This window comes from Paraburkholderia sp. CNPSo 3281 (genome assembly GCF_024206515.1).
Lineage (GTDB): Bacteria > Pseudomonadota > Gammaproteobacteria > Burkholderiales > Burkholderiaceae > Paraburkholderia > Paraburkholderia nodosa.
This window is the reverse complement of the sequence record NZ_JAMBPS010000008.1, coordinates 111448-133594: the sequence shown is the minus strand read 5'-3', so window position 1 is coordinate 133594 and position 22147 is coordinate 111448. Positions and strand designations below refer to the sequence as shown.

Here is a 22147-nt window from a genome sequence, read left to right as displayed (position 1 = left end):
TCTAGCCTGTGCCGAGCCCCGAGGCGAGCAATTGCAGCGTTGCTGCGGTTTGAGGCTCGCGTACCCGCGAGTGAAGCTGGACCTGGGAAACCGGCAGCGCGGGCAAACCGAGCCGCGCGCCGACGTCGATCAGTTCGCGCGGCGCGACCCGGCGCGCCAGCGGCGAGATTGCGAGCCCTGCGGCCAGCGCCGCGCCCACCGCTGCGACACCGCCGCCCACGAACACTTCGGTCCACGCCACGCCCGCGGCGTCGAGCGCGCGAATCGCCGCTGCCCGCACCGCGCATGGCGCGGCGAGCAGCGCGAGCGGCAGCGCCGTGCCGGGCTGCCACTGCCATTGCGGCGCGGCGAGCCAGACGAGCGGCTCCGCGAAGAGCCGGCGGGCATCGCCGCGTGGCGCCTCCCCTTCTTCCTGACGGACGATGACGGCATCGAGCCGCCGCTCGTCGAACTGCGCGAGCAGATGTGCCGAGAGTCCCAGATGCAGTTCGATCACGAGCCCCGGATCATGAACGCGAAGCTGGGCGAGCTGGCGGGCCAGGTTGGTGTCCGCAACATGCTCGCTCAGGCCAAGCGCGAGGCGCCGCTCATCGCCTGAAAGCGCCCCGAGCGCGCGCTCATGCGCGCCCAGCAGGTCGCGCGCCGCGGCGAGGAACGTGAGGCCGTCAGCCGACAGCCGCACGACGCGCGGCGTGCGTTCGAGCAATTGCTTGCCCAGATGCGCCTCGAGGCGCTTGAGCTTGAGGCTCACGGCCGATTGCGTGGTGTCGAGGGCGTCGGCGGCGCGCGTGAAGCTGCGCAGCTCGGCGACGAGCACGAAGGCGCGCACGGCGTCGAGATCCAGTGGTTTCATTTCAGTTTGAAATGGATGAAATATCTATCTATGTCTGTTTATTATGATAGATCGCGCCTAAGCTGACGTCATCTCAAACCCACCGAAGCAGGAGATCGACATGCCGTTCACTCGTATCGCTGTTCGCGCAGGCAAGCCCGCCGCGTATCGCAAGGCGCTCACGCAGGGCATTCATCAAGCGCTGATGGAGGTGTTCAAGGCGCCCGAAGACGACATCTTCATGATCATCACCGAGCACGATGCCGATAACTTCGTGTTCGGCCGGCATTACCTCGGGATCGAGCGCAGCGATGATCTGGTCATGATTCAGATCGCCGTGAGCAACACGCGCGGGCAGGATCAGAAGAAGGCGCTGTTCGCGCAGATTGCCGAAAACCTCGCGCGCGATCCGGGGGTGAGGCGCGAGGATGTGTTTGTGAATCTCGTGGATGTCGCGCGGGAGAACTGGTCGTTTGGGAATGGGGTGGCGCAGTACGCGACTTGAGCGCGGCGCTTGACGCCGCCTCCGATGCAGAGCGACGCTCATCAGGCGTTGGCCGAGTTGCGGCGTACGCTGGCCAGCCTGAACGCCCTGGCCGATTATCTCGAACGCCACCCTGAGGCATTGATCTGGGGGAAGTGCGCAGATCCATGAATCAGCAAGGTCGCCTACAGCGCCCGGCTCACCAGTAATGGATCGACCACTCCAATCGCCTCACCATCCCGGCTCGCATAAGGCAGCTTATGCAGCACGAATCGCATCGCATTCAGCCGCGCGCGTTTCTTGCAATCGGAGCGGACGACCGTCCAGGGCGCATCGGCGATATCCGTCCGCGAGAACATCGCTTCTTTCGCCTGCGTGTACGCCTCCCACTTGTCGAGCGAAGCGAGATCGACAGGACTCAGCTTCCATTGCTTGAGCGGATGCACCTTGCGTTCCTTGAAGCGCCGCCGCTGCTCGCCACGGCTTACCGAAAACCAGAACTTGATCAGGTGGATGCCGCTACGGATCAACTGCCGTTCGAACTCCGGAACTTGCCGCATGAAATCGGCATATTCCTCAGGCGTGCAGAAGCCCATGACATGCTCGACGCCCGCGCGGTTGTACCAGGACCGATCGAACAGCACGATCTCCCCCGCCGAAGGCAGATGCTGCACGTAGCGCTGGAAATACCACTGGCCGCGCTCCACTTCGGTGGGCTTTTCGAGCGCGACGACGCGCGCGCCGCGCGGGTTCAGATGCTCCATGAAGCGCTTGATCGTGCCGCCCTTGCCGGCTGCGTCGCGGCCCTCGAACAGGATCACCACGCGCTGACCGGTTTCGCGCACCCACGCCTGGAGCTTGAGCAGTTCGACCTGCAGCCGGTACTTCTGCCGCTCGTAGGCGCGGCGCGACATCAAATTGCGATACGGATAGCCACCTTCGCGCCAACCGGAGGCGAGTTCCTCGTCGGGGTGGCGCGTGCGCGAGCTGCGCCAGTCGGCAGGGTTGCCTTCGAGGATCAGGCTGCGCAACTGGGCGGCTTCGTCGGGCGACATGCCTTGCATCAATGCCGCGATCGACTCGAGCAGCATGGCGGGCGGATTGTGCCCGGCGCGAGTGCGCGCGACGAGATCGTGGACTGCGCCCGCGATGGCCTCGCTCGCGGACTCGACGGCACTATCGACGGCGCGCAACTCGGCGCTGCGGGGCGTGACGAGCGGCAGTCGCGCACCGGGGCTGGCGGTGTCGGAAGCGGAGTAGGGGATGGATTTGGGCATGGTGTCGGCGGATGCGGGGGATGGGCGTGCGCACAGAGTGACTCGCATTCAAAGCGGATGCATCGAAGCGCGAGCGGCAATGGCGCGCAGGGAAGTCGTCACGGCTTGATTGGCAGGGCAGCGCCGGGGCAATAGCCGGCGCACCGATAGCCGGCGCCAGCCCGCTAACAGCCGGCGCTGGACGCCGCCGGGTTCAGGCGTTTGCCGCTTTTTTGAGGATGAGGTAGAGCGAGTCCTTGAGTTGGAGCTTTTCCTTTTTCAGTTGCTCGACTTCCATGCCGTGCGAGGCCACGACACCCGCCTCCATGTTCTTGATCTGCTGGTCGAGCTCGTTGTGACGATGAAAAATCCGGGCGAAATGGTCGTCCTGGATCTTGAGGCGCGAAATCAAATCTCTGTACTCAGGGAACACTCAACACTCCTTACAGACAGGCAAAATAAGAAAGATTGAAGCGTAATTATTTTTCCACCGTCTCGGCGTGGCAGTCTTGACCATCATCAGAGTCCGGTTGCCGGAAGGTCAGGGACGTTACCTGGGGCGCCGAGGCGCGCTCGCGTGTACCATCGATCGCGTCGTCGCAGTTCCTGGCTCTCCATCCGCCTGCACCGTTCTAAGCCGTCGCGCCCACCCACAGAACCCTGGAGCGTTCATGGATCGCGTTCTGGAAATCGTGCTGGATGTCGTGATCCCGGCAGCGCCGGATAGAAAAAGCGCAAAAGCCGCCGCCGCCACGGGAGCGGTGTCCAGGGCGCACGCCAGCACGAAACCATCGGAGCGGGCCGCCAGCCTGTGCGCGGCTTTGCCGCCGCTCGTGGCGCTGCCCGATGTGCGCGAGTGCGTGACGACGGTTGCCTTCGACCGCGACGGCGTCCTTGGGGGGCTCGGCTGGCGCGTGGCGGTCGAATCGCGCGGCGACACGCAGCGCGTCGTCGTGGCGAGCCGGCGCGTTCATACGCCGGGGGTCACCGTGGTCGCGCCGATCTTCGAGGCGGCGCTCGATGCGAACGGCATCGCGCATGCGCTCTTCGACGCCGCGCCCGAGCCATTTCGCGAGGCGCTGGGCAGCGCGGACGATCTGTCTGCGTCGGCCACACTTGTGGCGTTGCGCAGCCGCTGGAGGTGGCCGCGCGACGGCGTCGAGGTGCTGCTCACGTTCGACGAAGACTTGCACGAGCGGTCGGCGCCGCCGCAAGGACCGGTGACTCAGGACACTCACGGCGCGGATGCGGCGCCCCCGCCCGACTTGCACGAGGTGCGCGTGAGTGCGCACTGGCCCGAAGGCGAGGACGAGCGGCCTGTCGTCGATGCGCTTTTTGCCTGTGCTGGCGACCTGATCGGGGCGCTTCCCGCATTCGTGCGCCTGACCGACGCGCTCGAACGCGCCACCGCCGGCAGCGTGACCGGCGACGCCGAAGCCATCAAGGCCGAAGCCGTGGATCTCGCCGGCGCGGACACGGCCGAAGCCGCGCTCGTGGCGATCGGGCGCAACATCAGCGCGCAGTGGTTCGGCAATGACGCGGGCGTACGCGGCAGCACGAACGGCGAGTTCATCCATCAGATGCGCGTGTCGCAGCGGCGGCTGCGCACCGCCATGCGCATCTTCTCGCGCTGGTGCGACGAGACCTGGGAGACGTGCATCGAGCCGGAGCTAAAATGGCTCGGCGGCCTGCTCGGCGATGCGCGCGACTGCGATGTCTTCGTCGAATCGACGCTGCCGGCGCTCGCCGCCGCTGACGTCGAGCCGGGGCGCTGGGATGCGATTCGCGACGCGGCAAACTCGCAACGGCTCGCCGCGCGCGCTCGGCTGCGCGAGGCGCTGGCTTCGCCGCGCTATGCGCTCGCGGCGCTGGCGTGGCTCCAGTGGCTCGACCTCCTCGCGCGGCGCGCGCACGACGCCGGCAGCGCCGGGTTTTCGCTGCACCGACACGCGAAGAAGCGCGTGCGGCGCTACTACGATCAGCTAGCGGGCACGCAAAAGCTCACTGCCATCGACGAGGCGAGCCGTCACCGCGCGCGCATCAATGCGAAGTATTTGCGCTACACGATCGAATTCTTCGCCACGCTCACGTCGCGCCGCACGCGCGTGGAGGTGGCGCGCACGCTCGCGCGGCTGCAGAGCGTGCTCGGCGACGGCAACGACGCCGCAGTGGCCCTGCGCTATCTCGAGCGCATGGATGCCGAGCCGTATCAGCTCGGGTTCGCGCGCGGCTGGTGCGAGGCCGTCAAGCGCTATACCGCGAAGGAGGGCGAGCGCCTGCTGCGCGAACTGGGCGAGCCGAAGGTGCCGCGCGGCGCCTGACGCGCGCGTCTCTAGAGTCGTTGGCGCAGATTGGCGGTTTGGCGGATGGCGAACCACGCCGAACCATCGCTCATTTCGTCTTGTTTTGGCTTGTTTTGCGCATGATGAATCCCACTGACCCGAACTCCGCACCCATCGGAGCCGGCCACGCCGACGCCGGTTCCACTGACACGTACCCACCCGCCGAAGCGCCGGAACTGGGTCTGGGTGGCTCGGTCTGGTTTCAGTCCGGCCAGCAGATGCTAGGTGGCGCGGCGCGTATTGCGCTGCTGGAAGCCATCCATGCAACCGGTTCGATCACAGGTGCCGCGAAAGCGGTCGGCATGAGCTACAAGGGCGCCTGGGATGCCGTCGACGTCATGAACAATCTCGCGGGCGAGGCGCTCGTGGTGCGCGCGACGGGCGGCAAGGGCGGCGGCGGGACGACGCTCACGCCGCGGGCGCTGCGGCTCGTCGAGACGTTTCGCGCCATCGAGCACGAGCACCAGCGCTTTATCGAGCGCGCGGCGCATGCGCTCGGGGCAGTTTCGAGCGAAGGCGACGATGCACACGCTGGCGGATTCGCGCGCGACCTGGCCGTGCTCGGCCGCTTCGCCATGCGCACGAGCGCGCGCAATCAGCTCTTTGGCACCGTCTCGGGGATCGTGCGGGGCGCGGTGAACGACGAGGTGTCGATCGCGCTGCCCGGCGGCGAAGTCCTCGTGGCCACGATCACGCACGAGGGCGCCGAAGCGCTCGGGCTTGCGATGGGCGCGCCCGTGGTGGCGCTCGTGAAGGCGACTTCGGTCGTGCTGGTCGCGAGCGCGGCGGATGCGGCGCGGCTTTCGGCGCGCAACCGGCTGAGCGGGACGATCGAGGTCGTGCGGCACGGCGCCGTGAACGCCGAAGTGACGCTCGCCTTGCCGGGCGGCACCGTGATCGCCGCGATCGTGACCGAAGCGAGCGTGGACGCTTTGGGATTCGCCGCAGGGCAAGCGGCGACGGCCGTGTTCAATGCCTCGAGCGTGTTGCTAGGGGTGGCCGGCTGAGCGGCGGGCGAGCGGGGTGCCCCCAGTCAGGCGGGTTCAGGCGTGCCGCTGCGCGGGCGGGGTGAGTCCGTTGCGGGTTTGCGAGACGGGCGCGACCGGCGCGCGGTTAGCGCGGTTGGCCTTCCATTTGGCGCGCACGTAGGGACGGTCGTGACCTGAAACCGTGAGCGCGATGTTCGTGACCCAGCGATGCGTGGGCACATGCACGTTGTGCAGTGCGACAGTCAGTGCCGCGAGGCTCAGCGCGACGACCGCCGCCGAAATTCGCTGGGCCTGCGCCTGCCACCAGTAGCGCGCGAACACGAGCGCGGTGAGCGCCCCGACCACGCAGCCCGTGACGGCCTCGGAAGGCGAGTGAGCGTCGAGCACCACGCGCGAGAGCGCGACCGCGAGCCCCACCGCGAGCCCGATGGTCACGCCCGCGGCGCGCACGAAGGACGGCGCGCCTTGCAGCATCAGGAAGAACGCGACGGGATAGACGGCCGTGGACAGCATGGCGTGGCCGCTGATCCCCGTGAAATCCAGTTCTCTTACCCCCACGCCCCAGCCGAGAAACGCGATCTTGGTGAGCGTCACGAGGCCGATTGCCAGGCCGAGCACCAACACCCAGCTCGCCGTCATGCGCCACGAGTAGCCGACCATGAGCCACAGCGCGATCGCCAACGCGAGCGGCAGGGTGAGGCCTGCGCCGCCGAGGTTGGTAATCGAGTACCAAAGGTGAATGGGCAAATCTGGCATGAGTCCGCGCTGCCGGCTATCTGAAGAGGATTCTGGGGTTGCAGGTGCTTAACCGCTACTTCATAGCGACTTAACGCGCGAGCCGCCTCGCCGGCCGACACGCGCGTAAGACGAGCTTCCAGTATAGCTGCCTCGCATGAACGAGGGCTTGCGTCGTCGAAAGCACACGAGAACGGAATCGAACGGGTCCGATCTGCAGCGTCGTTCAAATGGTGTTATTGTGCGTTGCACAACGACGGATCGCGGCAAAACGCCATGATGTGTCGGACCCTTTTACGAGGCCATAGATGACGAAAAATCTGACGAAGCTATGGGCCGGTGGCGTGCGACGTCTGCTCGCCATCCAGACCCGGGCGACCCGCGACGCCCTGAAAGGCGCGGGGATCGATACGCCCAAGCCGCAGGCAATCTGGCGCGCCGCCCAGGCTGCAGCCGAGCAGGCGGCCGGGCATGCCGCGCCTGCGCAGGCGCGCAGCGGTGCGCCGGTGCGCGAGTCGCGCGTGGGTCCGCGGGCGACCGCCTGGGCCGCGGGCGAATGGCGCCGCGCGGAGCACCTTGTGCCGGCGAACGACCAGCATGCCGGGCGCTCGCTTCCTTACGGGCTCTATTTGCCGCCGGGGGGCAAAACGGCGGGCATGCCGCTCGTCGTGATGCTGCACGGCTGCAAGCAGTCGATGGACTCCTTCGCCGAAGGCACCCGCATGAATCTGCTCGCCGACCGCCATGGTTTCGCGGTGGTGTATCCCGAGCAGTCGGAACGCGCGCACCCGCACCAATGCTGGCATTGGTACGACTCGCGCGACGCAGCGGGCGGCGGCGAAGCGGCTTCTGTCGTTTCGCTGGTCGACTCGCTCGTCGAGGAGCACGGCTTCGACCGCTCGCGCGTCTATCTGGCAGGGTTGTCGGCGGGCGCGGGGCTCGCGATGCTGCTCGCGGTGCGCTCGCCCAGCCGTTTCGCCGCCATCGCGTTGCATTCCGGCCCCGCTTTCGGTGAAGCACGCTCCGGCGTTTCGGCGCTCGACGTGATGCGGCGCGGCGTGCACCACGATCCGGTGGCGCTCGTTGATACCCAATTGGGCGCACGCATCCACGCGGGCATGCCGGCGATCGTCGTGCAGGGCGATGCGGACGCCGTCGTCGCGCCCGTCAACGCGGAACAGCTCGCGGTGCAACTGCTGCGTTTGAACGGTCTTGCGGATACGCGCGGCGTGCGTCAGGGCGTCGTGTCGCGCGAGACCTTCAAGGACGGCTATCGCGAACAGGATTACGAGCTCGATGGCGCGAGCATCGTGCGGCTGTGCCGCGTGGCGAACCTCGACCACGCCTGGAGCGGCGGCGACGACACCGTGCCATTCCATTCCTCGACGGGACCGGACGCGAGCACGCTGATCTGGGACTTTTTCGAGGCTCATCGCCGCGAGGCCTTCGACGAGGCCTACGAGGCTGAATTGACACAGGACGTTGGTTAAAAGCGACTACGGGCAATTTTGGGGTTTACCCTTAACAGGGTTTACCCTATAATGGTCTCATTCGATTCGCGGGCGCGTGCCCGTCAAAGAAGGGCCAAATCATGTACCTGCTCAGCCGTCTTTTCCTGTTCCTCTCCGAAACCGCCGAAGCTCGCCGCCAGCAGCGCGAGGAAGCGTATCTCGCGCAGTCCGTCGACATCTACGATCTCGAATTCCGCATGCAGAAGATGGATCGCGAAAAGGCCACGCGCCACCCGTCGTGGATGAACCACTACGGCTAAGCAGGAATGCTGTGCCCCGCTAACGGGGCAAGATTGAAAACGGCGCCCCGAGGCGCCGTTTTTGCGTGGTGCGCGTGAAGGACCGCCGCGCCGTTCAGCGGCCCGAGTCCGGCATTTCGGCGGCCTGCTTTTCCTGCACGCCGAAGCAGCCGCGGTAAGTTGCGTAGAACGAGCAATAGAGCATCGTCGTCACGATGATGAGCGCGGGCATGAGGATCGCGACCGTGAAGTCACCCGCGCCGAGCGCGCGCAGAAGCGTCGACAGTCCGATCGATACGACAGTCGAGACCGCGAACCACAGCGCCCCGTACACCATGAACGCGCCCTTGTTGCGCCAGCAGCTCACGATGCTGAAGAACATGGCCTTGACGGGCGGCACGTCGTGCCACGCCGTGAGCACGGGCGCAAACCAGAACAGCATCGACACCGGCACGTAGCAGAGCAGCGAAGCAAGCACCGCGAGAGGCACGTCGCTGTTGGCGAGCGCTTGCGCGTCGAGGTCGCCGCCGATGGTCATCAGCCGCAATAGCGCGCCGCCGTCCACGAACGCAGACGCGGCCAGCACCAACAGCATCGCCACCACGTAAATCGCCCCGAGCGCCAGCAGGTGCTTCGCCACGTTGCTGCCGTACGAACGAAAGCCGTCGATCAGAATGGTTGGGAACACCGGTTTGCCCGCGATCGTGTCACGGCACGCCGCCATGAAGCCGACAGCCACGCCGGGCACGAACAGCAGCGGGAGCACGCCGCCGATCACGGGAATGGCGGAGATCAGCGTCATCGCCAGCAAATAGGCGAAAAACAGTGTGAGAAATGCAAGCGGATTGCGGCGGAACAGCCAGATACCCTGGCGGAACCAGACGTAGCCCGTCTTCGCGGAGACTTCGATTAGTTGCATGGGCGATGGGGCAAGGCGTGAAGGGAGCCCGCCTCGCTGCCGGCGAGGCGTTCGCGCAGAATGCGCTCGAAGTGGCCGGGATCGTGCGGCTTGAGCAGTTCGGCCGAGCGGGGCAGGTGGAAATCATACAGGCGCGAGACCCAGAAGCGGTACGCGCCTGCGCGCAGCATGTCCATCCAGTGCCGCGTTTCTTCGGGCGTGAACGGGCGCACGGTCTGGTAGGCGCGCAAGAGCGCTTCGGCGCGCGCGGTGTCGAGCTTGCCGGTGGCGAGGTCGACGCACCAGTCGTTCACGGTCACGGCCACGTCGAAGAGCCACTTGTCGCAGCCGGCGAAATAGAAGTCGAAAAAGCCGCCCAGCCGAACTTCGTGGCCCGGCGCCGGGTGCGAGTGCGCGAACATCGCGTTGTCGCGGAACAGGTCGCAATGGCACGGACCGCCCGGCAGCGCCGCGTAGTCGGCCGAGCCGAAGAATGCGCGCTGGTGGTCGAGTTCACTCGTGAGGAGCGTGCGCTGGGCGTCGTCCAGAAACGGCAGCACCGTCGGCACCGTTTCTTCCCACCACGAAAGGCTGCGCAGATTCGGCTGGTCTCCGCGGTAGTCGCGGCCCGCCAGGTGCATGCGCGCGAGCATCTGGCCCACTTCCGCGCAGTGCTCCACGCCGGGCGCGAGTTCGGGCTTGCCTTCGAGCTTCGAGACGACAGCCGCGGGCTTGCCGTGCAGCAGGCCGAAAAGCGCGCCATCCTTGCGCGGCATGGGGTCGGGTACCGGCACGCGATGCGAGGCGAGATGCCGCATCAGGTCGAGGTAGAACGGCAGTTGTTCGGCCGTCAGCTTTTCGAAGATCGTCAGGACGTATTTGCCGCGCGTCGTCGTCAGGAAGAAGTTGCTGTTCTCAATGCCGGACTGGATGCCGCGAAATTCGACGACATCGCCGAGATCGTAGTCGCGCAGCCATTGGGCAAGCTCTTGGTCGGTGACAGCGGTGAAGACGGCCATGCAAGAAGGTCGGTTGATTGGTAATGGCGGGTCGGCGAACGCTGCGTCGTGCTGCCCGAGGGGCTTGCAAGCGTGTCCGGCTCAGGCGCGATGGCCGCGGCCCGGCTTATGGGGCGGCGCACATGGCGTTGGCGCGCGCATGCCCCATAAAGGCATGCCCGCGCCCAGATGGCTCAGTAATGCAGGTTGATCGACGGCAGGCGCGTGCTGGCCTGGCCGTTGTTGCGCACTTGCGGCGAGGTGTCGGGGTTCGCGCTCATCGTGTAGCGCGTGCCGAAGTTCGAATGCACGTTGATCTCGACGGGTTTGCCCTTGTCGCGGAACTCGGTGATTTCGGTGCCGTTCGGGCTCACTTCGTGATAGCTGGGCACGCGCGGCACGTCGTTGATGTTGACCTTCGAGGTGACGCGTGCGGCCGGCTTGTTGTTGATCGCAGCCAGATCGGGCAGGCCCGCGCGTTCGTTCTCGGACTGCGCGGATTGTGCCTCGACGGCGGTCTTTGCGTCGTCGGCCGGCGCGGCCATGGCGACCCCGCTGAAAGCGAGCGTCACCGCGACGGCGGCAAGAAGGTGCGACTTCATGGTCTTTCTCCGATGGGATGCCCCAATTCTAGCAAATCCGGGCGCTATACCCCATGTCGCGCAAGCGCTGCGGCCCGCGCCCGGCGGGCGGTGCGCGGCGCCCGCAGCGCCCGCCCGGGGGGCTGCAAAAGCCCTGCGCGCGGCGAGGTCCGTCGCCAGAAAGTCGCACCTTCCGTGGTAATGTGGATCCATCAAACGGAGAGGCGAACGAAGATGAACAACGATAGCTACCCGCGGCCCCTCATGACGCCGGCGCACGACTTCCCGGACGAGTTTTTCGAAGACGCCGCCGACGCCGTGGCGCGCCTCTCGAGCATCTACGAAGCGAATACGTCTTTTCTGCGCGACGCGTTCGCGCGCTATCGCCGCGGCGAGGCGCTCGAGCGCCGCGTGCGCGCGTGCTACCCGTTCGTGCGCATCCGCACCAACGTCAGCACGCATATCGACTCGCGCCGCTCGTATGGCTTCGTGGCGGGCCCCGGCGTGTTCGAGACCACCGTCACGCGGCCCGATCTTTTCGGCAATTACTATCGCGAGCAGTTGCGCCTGCTGGCGAAGAACCATCACGTGGGCATCGAAGTGGGCGTGTCGGATCAGCCCATTCCCGTGCACTTCGCCTTCGCCGAAGGCATCCACCTCGAAGGCGATCTCGACCGCGAGCGCCTCTTCGCCATGCGCGACGTGTTCGATACGCCCGATCTCGCGCAGCTCGACGACCGCATCGTCAACGGCACCTACGAGCCGGAGCCGGGCGAGCCGCATCCGCTTGCACTCTTCACCGCGCCGCGCGTGGACTTTTCGCTGCATCGGCTCAAGCACTACACGGCCACGTCGCCCACGCACGTGCAGAACTACGTGCTCTACACGAACTACCAGTTCTATATCGACGAGTTCGTGAAGCTCGGCCGCGCGATGATGGCGCATACCGACGACGCCGACCTGCGCAACTATCGCAGCGAATACACCTCGTTCGTCGAGCCCGGCGATGTGGTGACGTACAACGCAAACCTGGGCGAACAGGACGACGAAGGCACGGCGTCGGTGCGCCTGCCGCAAATGCCGGCCTATCACCTCAAGCGTGCGGACGGCAGCGGCATCACGATGATCAACATCGGCGTGGGACCGTCGAACGCGAAGACGATCACCGATCACATTGCCGTGCTGCGTCCGCATGCGTGGATCATGCTTGGCCACTGCGCGGGTTTGCGCAACACCCAGCGCCTGGGCGACTACGTGCTCGCGCACGGGTATGTGCGCGAGGATCACGTGCTAGACGCCGATCTGCCGCTGTGGGTGCCGATTCCGGCGCTCGCCGAAGTGCAGCTCGCGCTCGAGCGTGCGGTCGCGGAGGTCACGAAGCTCGACGGCGTGGAACTCAAGCGCGTGATGCGCACGGGGACGGTGGCGAGCGTCGACAACCGCAACTGGGAGCTGCGCGATCATCGCGAGCCGGTGCAGCGCCTCTCGCAAAGCCGCGCGATCGCGCTCGACATGGAAAGTGCGACCATCGCCGCGAACGGCTTCCGCTTTCGCGTGCCGTATGGCACCTTGCTGTGCGTTTCCGACAAGCCGCTGCACGGCGAACTCAAGCTGCCGGGCATGGCCGATTCGTTCTATCGCGCGCAGGTCGATCAGCATCTGCAGATCGGCGTGAAGGCGATGGAGATTTTGCGCACGAACGGCTTGCACAAGCTGCATAGCCGGAAATTGCGCAGCTTTGCCGAGGTGGCGTTTCAGTAAATGCTTGATGGCTGGCTGGCGCATGGTGTGCACCGGCCAGTCTGTCGAATTGCGCCGTTGCCTTGCATCACTTCGGATGCCGAATCATTCGCTGGCAGTCGTTTATTGCCCGAACCCCATCAACCCGATCAGACTCCCCGCGCCAAGCAGCCACAGCGGATGAATCTTCGTGCGAAACGCGAGCACGGCGCACACGCCGGTAATCACCCAGGCGATCCACGAAGGATCGGAGGCTCTCGCGATCAGCACGGCGCTCGCGGCCACGAGGCCCGCCGTCACCGGCACGAGCCCCTTTTGCGCGATGCGCCGCCACGGGCGGTCCTTGAAGCGATCCCACGCATGCAGCGCGGCGATCGTGACGAGCGACGACGGCCCGAACTTCGCAATCGACGTGACCAGCATGCCTGCCCAGCCGGCCACGTGCCAGCCCACCAGCGTCACGACCATCATGTTCGGGCCCGGGGCGGCCTGGGCGAGCGCGAATAGCGCGCTGAACTCGCTCGCGGGCATCCAGTGGTGGACCTCGACGACCTGACGCTGCATCTCGGGCAGGATCGTGTTGCCGCCGCCGAAAGCGAGCAGCGAAAGCTGGCTGAAAATCGCGGCGAGCGCAACGAGTGTGGCGTTCATCGCGAGCCTCCTTCCTTGCGCGCCGCGCGGGCCGCGAGCGCGATGCCGACTGGCGTGAGCACGAGCATGGTGGGCAAAAGCGGCGTGCGCAGCACCGCAATGGCCACGAAGCCGAGCGCGGCGACGACGGCCGCGGCGGGATCGCGCCGCAGCGGCAGCACGATTTTCAGGGCCATGGAGACGAGCAGCCCGGCGGCCGCTGCGGCGAGCCCCACGAACAGATGCCGCACGTGCGGGTCGTTTTGCGTGCGCTCGTAGAGCACGCCAAGCCCGATCACGACGAGCGATGGGCCCGCGATCAGGCCGAGGATGCCTGCGAGCGCGCCGCGCCATCCCTGAAAACGCATGCCGAGCGCGACCGAGAGATTGATGACGTTGCCGCCCGGCAAAAACTGGCAGAGGCCGAGCAGGTCGGTGAACTCGCTGGCGGTGAGCCAGCGGCGCTGCTCGACGATGGTGCGGCGCGCCAACGGCAGTGCGCCGCCAAACGATGTGAAGCCGAGACCGAGAAAGCCTACGAACAGATCGCGCACGGTAGGCGTGTGCAGACCGTCGTCCGTGCCATGTCCGGCAGCGGCGGGCGATGAGATGGGTTGTGTCATGACGGGAAGGGACCTCTGAGGCAAGCTGCGAGATTAAGCCCAATCGCGCGCGCGGCAAAACGATTTCTATGGTGCGCTCTTGTGATCTACACTCACAAGCATGGCACGCTCCCTTCCTCCCTTTCCCGCGCTGCGCGCGTTCGAAGCCGCTGCGCGGCATAACAGCTTCTCTTCCGCGGCCGGCGAGCTCAATGTGACTCACGGTGCCATCAGCCGGCAGGTGGCCGCGCTCGAGGCTTGGGTCGGCGTGCAGGTGTTTCACCGGCATGGCAAGCGGGTCGCGCTGACCGAGGACGGGCGGCGCTACCTCGCCGCCGTGCAGTCGGCGTTCGACGACATCGCGCGCGCAACCAGCCAGTTGCGCGACACGGGCGTGGTGCACGTGCTGCGCGTGAACGCGCTGCCTACCTTCGCGATGAAATGGCTGCTGCCGCGGCTCTCGCAGTTTCAGCGCCTCGCGCCGAACGTCGAGTTGCGCCTGTCGACCTCGAACGCGCCGGTCGAGACGCTCGAAGGCTTCGACGTGGCCGTGCGACGCGGTCCGGCCCACTGGCCCGACTGCGAGGCCGGTCATTTTCTCGACGAGACGGAACTGCCGGTGTGCAGTCCGGCGCTGCTCAAACGAGCGCCGATTCAACAAGCGAATGATCTTGCACGCCACGTGCTGCTGCACTCGGACACGCGGCCCGATGCGTGGCGCACCTGGCTCGCGGCTGCAGGCGTGAAAGCCAAATGCCGGAAGAAGCAGTCGTTCGACCACTTCTATCTGGCCTTGCAGGCCGCCGTGGATGGTCTTGGCGTCGCGCTTGGCCCGCTGCCGCTGCTCGATGACGAGCTCGCGTCGGGGCGTCTCGTCACCCCGCTCGCGGGGCCGCATCTCGACGCGCGCGGCTACTGGTGGGTGGCGCGCCGCGAGGTGGCGCAAGCGCCGCTCGTCGTGCAGTTTTGCCGCTGGCTGGAGGAGCAGGCGAGCGCGCGGGCGCCGCTCGGTGCGCCCGGCGTGCCCGCAAGCGCGGAGAAAGCATGAGAGAAGCGATGCGCTGAGGCGCGAGCGGTGCGCAGGCCTACGGAAACATTAACCGCAGGCCATCCGCACGCCGCGCCGCAAGCGATGCATCAGAGGTAGAACATCCGGTCTTCGTCGGAGTCGCGGTCGCGGCGCGCCGGGTGCTCCTTGCCGGTATCTTCGGCGGTGTCCGCATCTTCGTAGAACTTGAGAACGGCTTCGAGCACCTGGTCCGGGTCGTCGATCACCTGCATCAAGTCCATGTCTTCGGGATTGATGAGGCCCATGGGCACCAGCGCCGAGCGGAACCAGTCGAGCAGGCCCTTCCAGAATTCGGCGCCCACCAGAATGATGGGCACGTGACGCGACTTTTTCGTCTGGATGAGCGTGAGCACTTCGGCCAGTTCGTCGAGCGTGCCGAAGCCGCCGGGCATGACGATCACGGCGTCCGAGTTCTTCACGAACGTGACCTTGCGTGTGAAGAAATGGCGGAAGCGCAACGAGATGTCCTGCCACTGGTTGCCCGACTGCTCGTGCGGCAACTCGATGTTCAGGCCCACCGAAGGCGACTTGCCCGCATGCGCGCCCTGGTTCGCGGCTTCCATGATGCCGGGGCCGCCGCCGGAGATCACGGCAAAGCCCGCATCGGACACCTTGCGCGCGATGGTGCTGGCGAGCTGGTAGTACTTCGACTCCGGTTTCAGGCGGGCGGAACCGTAGATGCTGACCGCTGGCCGGATCTCGGACAGGTACTCGGTCGCCTCGATAAACTCTGCCATAATCGTGAACATCTGCCACGATGCGCGCGCCTTCTTGGCCGTCGCGCGCTCTTGATCTGCGAGTGAACGCAGACTCGGAATCACTTTTCTCTTGTCCATAATGCCTGAAGAACTACGCGTGGAAACGAAGCTACAAAACGAGCTGGAAGGTAAGACCCTGCTGCTGGTCGACGGTTCTAGCTATCTCTATCGGGCCTTCCATGCGATGCCGGATCTGCGCGGTCCTGACGGCGAACCCACGGGCGCGCTATACGGCATCATCAACATGCTGCGTCGCATGCGCAAGGACGTTACGGCAGAGTATAGCGCGTGCGTGTTCGATGCAAAGGGCAAGACGTTCCGCGACGACTGGTACCCCGAGTACAAGGCCAACCGGCCTTCCATGCCCGAGCCGCTCGCAGCACAAATCGAGCCTATTCACACGGCCGTGCGTGCGCTCGGCTGGCCGCTCGTGATGATCGAAGGCGTCGAGGCCGACGACGTGATCGGCACGCTCGCCCGTGAGGCCGAGAAGCTCGGCATGAAGGTCATTGTTTCCACGGGCGACAAGGACCTCGCTCAGCTCGTGACGGACCACGTCACGCTCATCAACACGATGACGAATGAAACGCTCGATCGCGAAGGCGTGATCGCGAAGTTCGGCGTGCCGCCGGAGCGCATCATCGATTATCTGTCGCTCATCGGCGACACCGTCGACAACGTGCCGGGCGTGAACAAGTGCGGCCCGAAAACGGCGGTGAAGTGGCTCACGCAATACGACTCGCTCGACGGCGTGATCGCGCATGCGGATGAAATCAAGGGCGCCGTGGGCGGCTATCTGCGCGACGCGCTCGACTTCCTGCCGATGGCGAGAAAGCTCGTCACGGTGGAAACGGCTTGCGATCTCACGCCGCATCTCGAGTCGATCGAAGCGTCGCTAGCCACGCGAGCCGAAGCGCGCGAAGAACTGCGCGATATCTTCGCGCGCCACGGCTTCAAGACCTGGCTGCGCGAAGTCACCGAAGCGAGTCAGCAGAGCGAGACGGTGCCCGCTGCGACCAAAGGCGACGCGCCTGAGAAAGACGCGATCGTGCAGCCCGCGCTGTTCGTCGATGCTCCGCGCCATTACGAAACGATCCAGACGTGGCCGCAGTTCGACACGTGGCTCAGGAAGATCGAAGCCGCCGAACTCACCGCGTTCGACACCGAGACCACGGCGCTCGATCCGATGGTCGCGAAGCTCGTCGGCATGTCGTTCTCGACGGAACCTGGCGTGGCCGCCTATTTGCCGCTCGCGCATCGCGGTCCGGACGCGCCCGATCAACTGCCGCAGGACGAAGTGCTCGCGCGCCTGAAGCCCTGGCTCGAAAGCGCGAAGCACAAGAAAGTCGGCCAGCACATGAAGTACGACGAGCAGGTGCTGGCGAACTACGGTATCGAGCTGAACGGCGTGGAGCATGACACGCTGCTCGAATCGTATGTGCTCGAATCGCATCGCAGCCACGACATGGACAGCCTCGCGTTGCGCCATCTCGGCATCAAGACGATCAAGTACGAAGAGGTGGCGGGCAAGGGCGCGCAGCAGATCGGCTTCGACGAAGTCTCGCTCGAAAGGGCCGCCGAATACGCAGCCGAAGACGCCGATGTCACGCTGCAACTGCATCGCGCGCTGTATCCGCAGATCGCGCCCGAGAAGGGCCTCGATTACGTGTATCGCGACATCGAATTGCCCACGTCGCGCGTGCTGCGCAAGATGGAGCGCAACGGTGTGCTGATCGACACTGAAAGGCTCGAAAAGCAGAGCGCGGAAATCGCCGTGCGGCTCATCGCGCTCGAAGAGCAAGCGTATGCGCTCGCGGGCGGCGAATTCAATCTGGGCTCGCCCAAGCAGATCGGCCAGATCTTCTTCGAGAAGCTGCAACTGCCGGTCGTGAAGAAAACGCCCAGCGGCGCGCCTTCCACCGACGAAGAAGTGCTGCAAAAGCTCGCCGAGGATTACCCGCTGCCCAAGATCCTGCTCGAACATCGCGGTCTTGCCAAGCTCAAGTCCACGTACACCGACAAGCTGCCGCGCATGGTGAATGCGCAAACGGGCCGCGTGCACACGAACTACGCGCAGGCCGTGGCGGTCACGGGCCGTCTCGCGTCGAACGATCCGAATCTGCAGAACATTCCCGTGCGTACGGGCGAAGGCCGGCGCATTCGCGAGGCGTTCATCGCGCCGCCGGGGCACAAGATCGTTTCCGCCGACTACTCGCAGATCGAACTGCGCATCATGGCGCATATCTCGGGCGACGAGTCGCTGCTCGCGGCGTTCGCGCGCGGCGACGACATTCACCGCGCCACGGCCTCCGAAGTGTTCGGCGTCACGCCGCTCGAAGTGAGCGCGGACCAGCGGCGCATCGCCAAGGTCATCAATTTCGGCCTGATTTACGGCATGAGCGCGTTCGGGCTCGCATCGAATCTCGGCATTACGCGCGATGCGGCGAAGCTTTATATCGACCGCTATTTCGCGCGCTATCCGGGCGTGGCGCGCTATATGGACGAAACGCGCATGGACGCGAAGTCGCGCGGCTATGTGGAGACCGTATTCGGCCGCCGGCTGTGGCTGCCCGAGATCAACGGCGGCAACGGTCCGCGCCGCCAGGCCGCCGAGCGCGCCGCGATCAACGCGCCCATGCAGGGCACGGCCGCCGACCTGATCAAACTTTCCATGGTCGCGGTGCAGAAATGGCTCGACGAACGCAAGATCGGCACGAAGATGGTCATGCAGGTGCACGACGAACTCGTGCTCGAAGTGCCGGGCGACGAACTCGCCGAAGTGCGCAAGCGCTTGCCCGAGCTGATGTGCTCGGTGGCGCAGCTCAAGGTGCCGCTCGTCGCCGAAGTGGGCGTGGGCGAGAACTGGGAAGAGGCACACTGAAGGCGCGTCGAAGCGCTTAGTGAAGCTCTACTAAGTACATACTGAATGCGCAGCGCCGCAAAAGCCGTAACCAGGACGTAACTGCACGCGTGCGATAAGGCAAGCCTCGCGTGCGTGATGTCGCGAATGCGCGCCGCAAGGGTTGCCGCCGCGCGCTCCGTCAGCCGACAATGACTTGATTGAAGGCCGGTGCCTCGCACGTATGTTGTCGACGCATCGGCCTTTCTATCGCCTTTCGACATGCACGGAGAGTCTATGCATCGCTTTATCGTTGTGGGAGGAGGCGCAGGCGGGCTGGAACTGGCAACACGGCTCGGCGATCGCTACGGCGAAGCACGTGCGAAGCGGGGCAAGCCGCAAGCGGCGTCGATCACGCTGGTCGACCGCAACCCAACGCATATCTGGAAACCGCTCCTGCACGAAGTCGCGGCGGGCAGCATGGATCCATTCACGCATCAGCTCGAATATCCAGCGCAGGCGCGCTGGCACGGCTTCGAATTCCAGCAGGGCGAGCTGACTGCGCTCGACCGCGCGGCGAAGCGCATCACGCTTGGGCGCGTGCTCGACGAAGACGGCGCGGAAATGCTGCCCGAGCGCGTGCTCGAATACGACACGCTCGTGCTCGCAATCGGGAGCACGACGCACTTTTTCGGCGTGCCGGGCGCGGCCGAGAATTCCATCGCGCTCGACACCGTCGAGCAGGCCGAGCGCTTTCGCAAGCGCCTGATCGCCGCGTGCATGCGCGCCGAACATCAGGCGCCCGAAAAAGTCGCGGCGGAGGTGACGGCGGACGACCTCGCGCCGGCCATGGACGCCGGCGCCGAGCCGCGCGTGCAGGTGGCGATCATCGGCGCGGGCGCGACGGGCGTCGAGCTTTCCGCCGAGCTGCGCAACACCGCGCAGGTGCTTTCGGCCTATGGGCTGCACAAGCTCGATCCACGCCACGACGTGGGCATCGTGCTGATCGAGGCGGGCCCGCGCATCCTGCCCGCGTTGCCCGAGCGCGTGTCTTCGGCAACGGGCGAGTTGCTGCAGAAGCTCGGCGTGAAGCTGCTGACGAGCGAACGCGTGATCGAAGTGGCGCCTGGTGTCGTGCGCACCGCGAGCGGCAAGAACCTGCGCGCGGACCTCACGGTCTGGGCGGCGGGTATTACCGCACCGGCTGTGCTTTCGCGGCTCGACGGCCTCACCGTCAACAAGCTCGGCCAGCTGATCGTGCGCCGTACGCTGCAAACGGAACTCGACGACAACATCTTCGCGCTCGGCGACTGCGCGGCCTGCGAATGGCCGGGCCACGAGCGCGGTGTGCCGCCGCGCGCGCAAGCCGCGCACCAGCAGGCCACTTTCCTGTTCAAGTCGCTTGGCAATCTGCTCGCCGGCAAGCCGCTCGAGGAGTTCACCTATCGCGACTTCGGCTCGCTGGTGTCGCTCGGCCACTTCAGCGCGGTCGGCAACCTGATGGGCGGGCTGATCGGCGGGAATATGTTGATCGAGGGGTTGTTTGCCCGATTCATGTACATGTCGCTGTACCGGCTGCACATCGCGGCGCTGCACGGCTACGCGCGCATGGTGCTCGATACCTTCGCGCACTGGCTGCGCCGCACGACGTTGCCGCGTGTGAAGCTGCACTGAGCGGCTGCATCGAGCGGCGCTTGCGTCCCGGGGCGCGGCGCTATTCTGCCTGTTTCCGCTGTTTGACCTCCAAGGAGCGCTGCATGCTGAAACCCGAAGTCGATAGCCTCGTCCCGCACGTGCCGTTCGATCGGCGCACCTTCATCAAGGCGGCGCTCGGCAGCGGATTCGCCGCTGCCGTGCTGCCCGTCTCCGCGCAAACCATCCACACCGACAGCGAAGGCCTCGAAGCCGGCGAGATCGGCTTCGAGTCGGGCGGCACGCTCATCCCGGCGTATCGCGCGCAGCCGCGCGGCAAGACGCACTTGCCGGTGATCATCGTGATTCACGAGATCTTCGGCGTGCACGAGCATATCGCCGATGTGTGCCGGCGCTTTGCGAAGCTCGGCTATCTGGCCATCGCGCCGGACTTCTTCGTGCGCCAGGGCGATGCCTCCGTGTACCCGACGATTCAGCAGATCAACGAGAACATCGCGAGCAAGGTGCCCGACGCCCAGGTGATGGGCGACATCGACGCGGCCATTGCCTGGGCCGGCGAGCATGGCGGCGACACGAAGCGCGTGGGCCTCAACGGCTTTTGCTGGGGCGGGCGCTATGCGTGGCTCTATGCGGAGCACAACCCGCACATCAAGGCGGCAGTGGTGTGGTACGGGCGCGTGGCTGGCCCGCACACGGCGAACGCGCCGAGCAATCCGCTCGATCTCGCGAACAGCTTGCAGGTGCCGGTGCTTGCCATGTACGGCTTGCAGGACCAGAGCATTCCGCAAGACTCGCTCGAGCAGATGAAGGCCGCCATTGCGCAGGGCCCGCAGGGCGGGCGCGGCTCGCAGATCGTCGTGTACAACGATGCGGGCCACGCGTTCTTCGCGGACTACCGGCCGAGCTATCGCAAGGCCGATGCGCAAGACGGCTGGAAGCGCGCGATTGCCTGGTTCAAGGAGCACGGCGCGATGTGACGCCGTGCCCGGTTCCGGGCTCCTGGCTCCCGGCTTAGGGGTTGGGGCCAGTCGCGACCGGCCGCGACGCGTCGGCGCTCCATTCGCTCCACGAACCGGGGTAGAGCGCCGCGCCGTGCAGGCCGGCAATCTCCATCGCGAGCGCGTTGTGGCAGGCGGTCACGCCCGAGCCGCATTGCAGGACCACGTGTTCGGGCGTGATGCCCGGCAGCACCGCTGTGAAATCTTCGCGCAGCGCATGCGCCGACTTGAAGCGGCCGTCCGGCGTGAGATTGTCCTGATAAAACCGATTGCGCGCGCCAGGAATATGGCCGCCCACCGGGTCGATCGTTTCGTTTTCGCCGCGATAGCGGTCGGCGGCGCGCGCGTCGACGACCGTGAGTTCGTGCGTGGCGAGATTGCGGACGATGGCCTGCGCGTCCACCGTCACCTGGAGCGGTGCGCCTGCCTTGAAGGTGCCGCGCGCGGGCGCGGGCACGTCGCGCACGAGCGGGAAGCCCGCCGCCTCCCACGCCTTGAGGCCGCCGTCGAGCACGGCTACCGAGTCGTGGCCGAGCCAGCGCAAAAGCCACCACAGGCGCGCGGCGTAGGCGCCGCCTTGCGCGTCGTAGGCCACGACCTGCTGGCCTTCGTTGAGGCCGCGCAGCAAGAGCGTGGCGACGAGCGCCGAGCGGTCGGGCAGCGGATGGCGGCCGTTCTTGCCGGTCTTCGGGCCCGAGAGGTCGCGGTCCAGATGCAGGTATTGGGCGCCGGGCAGATGGCCGAGCGCATAGGCGTTCTCGCCCGCGGCGGGATCGGCGAGATCGAAGCGGCAGTCGAAAACCAGCACGCTGCCCGGCGCGGCGGTCAGGCGTTCGTGCAGATTGGCGGCCGAGATCAGCGTGGTGTAGTGCGTGTGGGGCATGACGGCTCCTTGAATCGTGCAAGGCCGCCCTCTCTCGCTATGCGGCGGCCCGGTGCCGTCAGTCTAAACAAAAAGACGGGCCTAAGCCCGTCTTTCCGTGATGCGTGCGA

At 66.0% G+C, this 22147-nt stretch carries 21 protein-coding genes; 10 read left to right on the top strand and 11 right to left on the bottom strand.

What is annotated here, in order from left to right; all coding sequences use genetic code 11:
- Nucleotide 1: 1 nt before the first annotated feature.
- Complete coding sequence (locus tag M3I56_RS12070; RefSeq protein ID WP_254354116.1) at nt 2–853, bottom strand: LysR substrate-binding domain-containing protein; 852 nt, start codon at nt 851–853, stop codon at nt 2–4.
- 100 nt (nt 854–953) lie between these two features.
- Between M3I56_RS12070 and M3I56_RS12065 the strand changes: the two genes are divergently transcribed.
- Complete coding sequence (locus tag M3I56_RS12065) at nt 954–1337, top strand: tautomerase family protein (RefSeq protein WP_254354115.1); 384 nt, start codon at nt 954–956, stop codon at nt 1335–1337.
- 164 nt (nt 1338–1501) lie between these two features.
- On the opposite strand, the gene ppk2 is transcribed toward M3I56_RS12065, so the two are convergent.
- Nucleotides 1502–2593 (bottom strand): polyphosphate kinase 2, encoded by a 1092-nt coding sequence (ppk2, locus tag M3I56_RS12060; RefSeq protein WP_375541717.1) that lies wholly within the window; start codon nt 2591–2593, stop codon nt 1502–1504.
- Nucleotides 2594–2786: 193 nt separating this feature from the next.
- Entirely contained in the window at nt 2787–3005 is a 219-nt protein-coding gene (locus M3I56_RS12055) for a YdcH family protein (protein WP_028202952.1), read from the bottom strand.
- 238 nt (nt 3006–3243) lie between these two features.
- Between M3I56_RS12055 and M3I56_RS12050 the strand changes: the two genes are divergently transcribed.
- Both M3I56_RS12050 and M3I56_RS12045 read left to right on the top strand, forming a co-directional pair.
- The gene (locus M3I56_RS12050; protein ID WP_254354114.1) at nt 3244–4893 is read left to right on the top strand and encodes a CHAD domain-containing protein; all 1650 of its coding nucleotides are present in this window, start codon (nt 3244–3246) and stop codon (nt 4891–4893) included.
- A gap of 101 nt (nt 4894–4994) precedes the next feature.
- A complete protein-coding gene (locus M3I56_RS12045) occupies nt 4995–5921 on the top strand; it encodes a TOBE domain-containing protein (protein ID WP_254354113.1) in 927 nt (308 codons plus the stop codon).
- Nucleotides 5922–5957: 36 nt separating this feature from the next.
- Here M3I56_RS12045 and M3I56_RS12040 read toward each other — a convergent pair whose 3' ends face one another.
- Nucleotides 5958–6659 (bottom strand): phosphatase PAP2 family protein, encoded by a 702-nt coding sequence (locus M3I56_RS12040; protein WP_254354112.1) that lies wholly within the window; start codon nt 6657–6659, stop codon nt 5958–5960.
- Between the two features lie 287 nt (nt 6660–6946).
- On the opposite strand from M3I56_RS12040, the gene M3I56_RS12035 reads away from it, so the two are divergent.
- Both M3I56_RS12035 and M3I56_RS12030 read left to right on the top strand, forming a co-directional pair.
- Nucleotides 6947–8128, top strand: a complete 1182-nt coding sequence (locus M3I56_RS12035) for a PHB depolymerase family esterase (RefSeq protein ID WP_254354111.1) — start codon at nt 6947–6949, stop codon at nt 8126–8128.
- Nucleotides 8129–8229: 101 nt separating this feature from the next.
- The gene (locus M3I56_RS12030; protein ID WP_028202957.1) at nt 8230–8409 is read left to right on the top strand and encodes a DUF3563 family protein; all 180 of its coding nucleotides are present in this window, start codon (nt 8230–8232) and stop codon (nt 8407–8409) included.
- A gap of 94 nt (nt 8410–8503) precedes the next feature.
- On the opposite strand, the gene M3I56_RS12025 is transcribed toward M3I56_RS12030, so the two are convergent.
- From M3I56_RS12025 to M3I56_RS12015, 3 genes are all read right to left on the bottom strand, one after another.
- Nucleotides 8504–9307, bottom strand: a complete 804-nt coding sequence (locus M3I56_RS12025; protein WP_254354110.1) for a BPSS1780 family membrane protein — start codon at nt 9305–9307, stop codon at nt 8504–8506.
- On the bottom strand, nt 9298–10305 hold the full coding sequence (locus tag M3I56_RS12020) for a homoserine kinase (protein WP_254354109.1): 1008 nt from the start codon (nt 10303–10305) through the stop codon (nt 9298–9300). The genes M3I56_RS12025 and M3I56_RS12020 overlap by 10 nt, the downstream gene beginning before the upstream one ends.
- Before the next feature lie 173 nt (nt 10306–10478).
- Nucleotides 10479–10886, bottom strand: a complete 408-nt coding sequence (locus M3I56_RS12015; RefSeq protein WP_028202960.1) for a hypothetical protein — start codon at nt 10884–10886, stop codon at nt 10479–10481.
- A 243-nt stretch (nt 10887–11129) separates the two neighbouring features.
- Here M3I56_RS12015 and M3I56_RS12010 point away from each other — a divergent pair, with 243 nt between their 5' ends.
- Nucleotides 11130–12626: an AMP nucleosidase gene (locus tag M3I56_RS12010; protein WP_375541718.1), complete on the top strand. Its 1497-nt coding sequence runs from the start codon at nt 11130–11132 to the stop codon at nt 12624–12626.
- Between the two features lie 102 nt (nt 12627–12728).
- Here the strand turns inward: M3I56_RS12010 and M3I56_RS12005 are convergent, their stop codons facing one another.
- Nucleotides 12729–13256 carry a chromate transporter gene (locus M3I56_RS12005; RefSeq protein WP_254338000.1) on the bottom strand — a complete coding sequence of 176 codons (528 nt, stop codon included), beginning with the start codon at nt 13254–13256 and terminating at the stop codon, nt 12729–12731.
- Nucleotides 13253–13858 carry a chromate transporter gene (locus M3I56_RS12000; RefSeq protein WP_254354107.1) on the bottom strand — a complete coding sequence of 202 codons (606 nt, stop codon included), beginning with the start codon at nt 13856–13858 and terminating at the stop codon, nt 13253–13255. The genes M3I56_RS12005 and M3I56_RS12000 overlap by 4 nt, the downstream gene beginning before the upstream one ends.
- A gap of 100 nt (nt 13859–13958) precedes the next feature.
- Here M3I56_RS12000 and M3I56_RS11995 point away from each other — a divergent pair, with 100 nt between their 5' ends.
- Nucleotides 13959–14885, top strand: coding sequence for a transcriptional regulator GcvA (locus M3I56_RS11995; protein ID WP_254354106.1), 927 nt, complete (start codon nt 13959–13961; stop codon nt 14883–14885).
- Between the two features lie 89 nt (nt 14886–14974).
- On the opposite strand, the gene M3I56_RS11990 is transcribed toward M3I56_RS11995, so the two are convergent.
- Nucleotides 14975–15742 (bottom strand): TIGR00730 family Rossman fold protein, encoded by a 768-nt coding sequence (locus M3I56_RS11990; protein WP_028202964.1) that lies wholly within the window; start codon nt 15740–15742, stop codon nt 14975–14977.
- 1 nt (nt 15743) lies between these two features.
- On the opposite strand from M3I56_RS11990, the gene polA reads away from it, so the two are divergent.
- From polA to M3I56_RS11975, 3 genes are all read left to right on the top strand, one after another.
- Entirely contained in the window at nt 15744–18545 is a 2802-nt protein-coding gene (gene polA / locus M3I56_RS11985) for a DNA polymerase I (RefSeq protein ID WP_309249149.1), read from the top strand.
- Nucleotides 18546–18800: 255 nt separating this feature from the next.
- Nucleotides 18801–20177: an NAD(P)/FAD-dependent oxidoreductase gene (locus M3I56_RS11980; protein WP_254354105.1), complete on the top strand. Its 1377-nt coding sequence runs from the start codon at nt 18801–18803 to the stop codon at nt 20175–20177.
- A gap of 83 nt (nt 20178–20260) precedes the next feature.
- Nucleotides 20261–21133 (top strand): dienelactone hydrolase family protein, encoded by an 873-nt coding sequence (locus M3I56_RS11975; protein WP_254354104.1) that lies wholly within the window; start codon nt 20261–20263, stop codon nt 21131–21133.
- 34 nt (nt 21134–21167) lie between these two features.
- On the opposite strand, the gene M3I56_RS11970 is transcribed toward M3I56_RS11975, so the two are convergent.
- A complete protein-coding gene (locus M3I56_RS11970) occupies nt 21168–22037 on the bottom strand; it encodes a sulfurtransferase (RefSeq protein WP_254354103.1) in 870 nt (289 codons plus the stop codon).
- Between the last annotated feature and the right edge of the window lie 110 nt (nt 22038–22147).

Coding starts and splice junctions, on each gene's coding strand:
- M3I56_RS12015 (WP_028202960.1), bottom strand. CDS start 10,886: ATGAAGTCGCACCTTCTTGCCGCCGTCGCGGTGACGCTCGCTTTCAGC.
- M3I56_RS12005 (WP_254338000.1), bottom strand. CDS start 13,256: ATGAACGCCACACTCGTTGCGCTCGCCGCGATTTTCAGCCAGCTTTCG.
- polA (WP_309249149.1), top strand. CDS start 15,744: ATGCCTGAAGAACTACGCGTGGAAACGAAGCTACAAAACGAGCTGGAA.
- M3I56_RS12010 (WP_375541718.1), top strand. CDS start 11,130: ATGACGCCGGCGCACGACTTCCCGGACGAGTTTTTCGAAGACGCCGCC.
- M3I56_RS12045 (WP_254354113.1), top strand. CDS start 4,995: ATGATGAATCCCACTGACCCGAACTCCGCACCCATCGGAGCCGGCCAC.
- M3I56_RS11970 (WP_254354103.1), bottom strand. CDS start 22,037: ATGCCCCACACGCACTACACCACGCTGATCTCGGCCGCCAATCTGCAC.
- M3I56_RS12035 (WP_254354111.1), top strand. CDS start 6,947: ATGACGAAAAATCTGACGAAGCTATGGGCCGGTGGCGTGCGACGTCTG.
- M3I56_RS12070 (WP_254354116.1), bottom strand. CDS start 853: ATGAAACCACTGGATCTCGACGCCGTGCGCGCCTTCGTGCTCGTCGCC.
- M3I56_RS12040 (WP_254354112.1), bottom strand. CDS start 6,659: ATGCCAGATTTGCCCATTCACCTTTGGTACTCGATTACCAACCTCGGC.
- M3I56_RS12030 (WP_028202957.1), top strand. CDS start 8,230: ATGTACCTGCTCAGCCGTCTTTTCCTGTTCCTCTCCGAAACCGCCGAA.
- ppk2 (WP_375541717.1), bottom strand. CDS start 2,593: ATGCCCAAATCCATCCCCTACTCCGCTTCCGACACCGCCAGCCCCGGT.
- M3I56_RS11975 (WP_254354104.1), top strand. CDS start 20,261: ATGCTGAAACCCGAAGTCGATAGCCTCGTCCCGCACGTGCCGTTCGAT.
- M3I56_RS11980 (WP_254354105.1), top strand. CDS start 18,801: ATGCATCGCTTTATCGTTGTGGGAGGAGGCGCAGGCGGGCTGGAACTG.
- M3I56_RS12000 (WP_254354107.1), bottom strand. CDS start 13,858: ATGACACAACCCATCTCATCGCCCGCCGCTGCCGGACATGGCACGGAC.
- M3I56_RS12050 (WP_254354114.1), top strand. CDS start 3,244: ATGGATCGCGTTCTGGAAATCGTGCTGGATGTCGTGATCCCGGCAGCG.
- M3I56_RS12065 (WP_254354115.1), top strand. CDS start 954: ATGCCGTTCACTCGTATCGCTGTTCGCGCAGGCAAGCCCGCCGCGTAT.
- M3I56_RS11995 (WP_254354106.1), top strand. CDS start 13,959: ATGGCACGCTCCCTTCCTCCCTTTCCCGCGCTGCGCGCGTTCGAAGCC.
- M3I56_RS11990 (WP_028202964.1), bottom strand. CDS start 15,742: ATGGACAAGAGAAAAGTGATTCCGAGTCTGCGTTCACTCGCAGATCAA.
- M3I56_RS12020 (WP_254354109.1), bottom strand. CDS start 10,305: ATGGCCGTCTTCACCGCTGTCACCGACCAAGAGCTTGCCCAATGGCTG.
- M3I56_RS12025 (WP_254354110.1), bottom strand. CDS start 9,307: ATGCAACTAATCGAAGTCTCCGCGAAGACGGGCTACGTCTGGTTCCGC.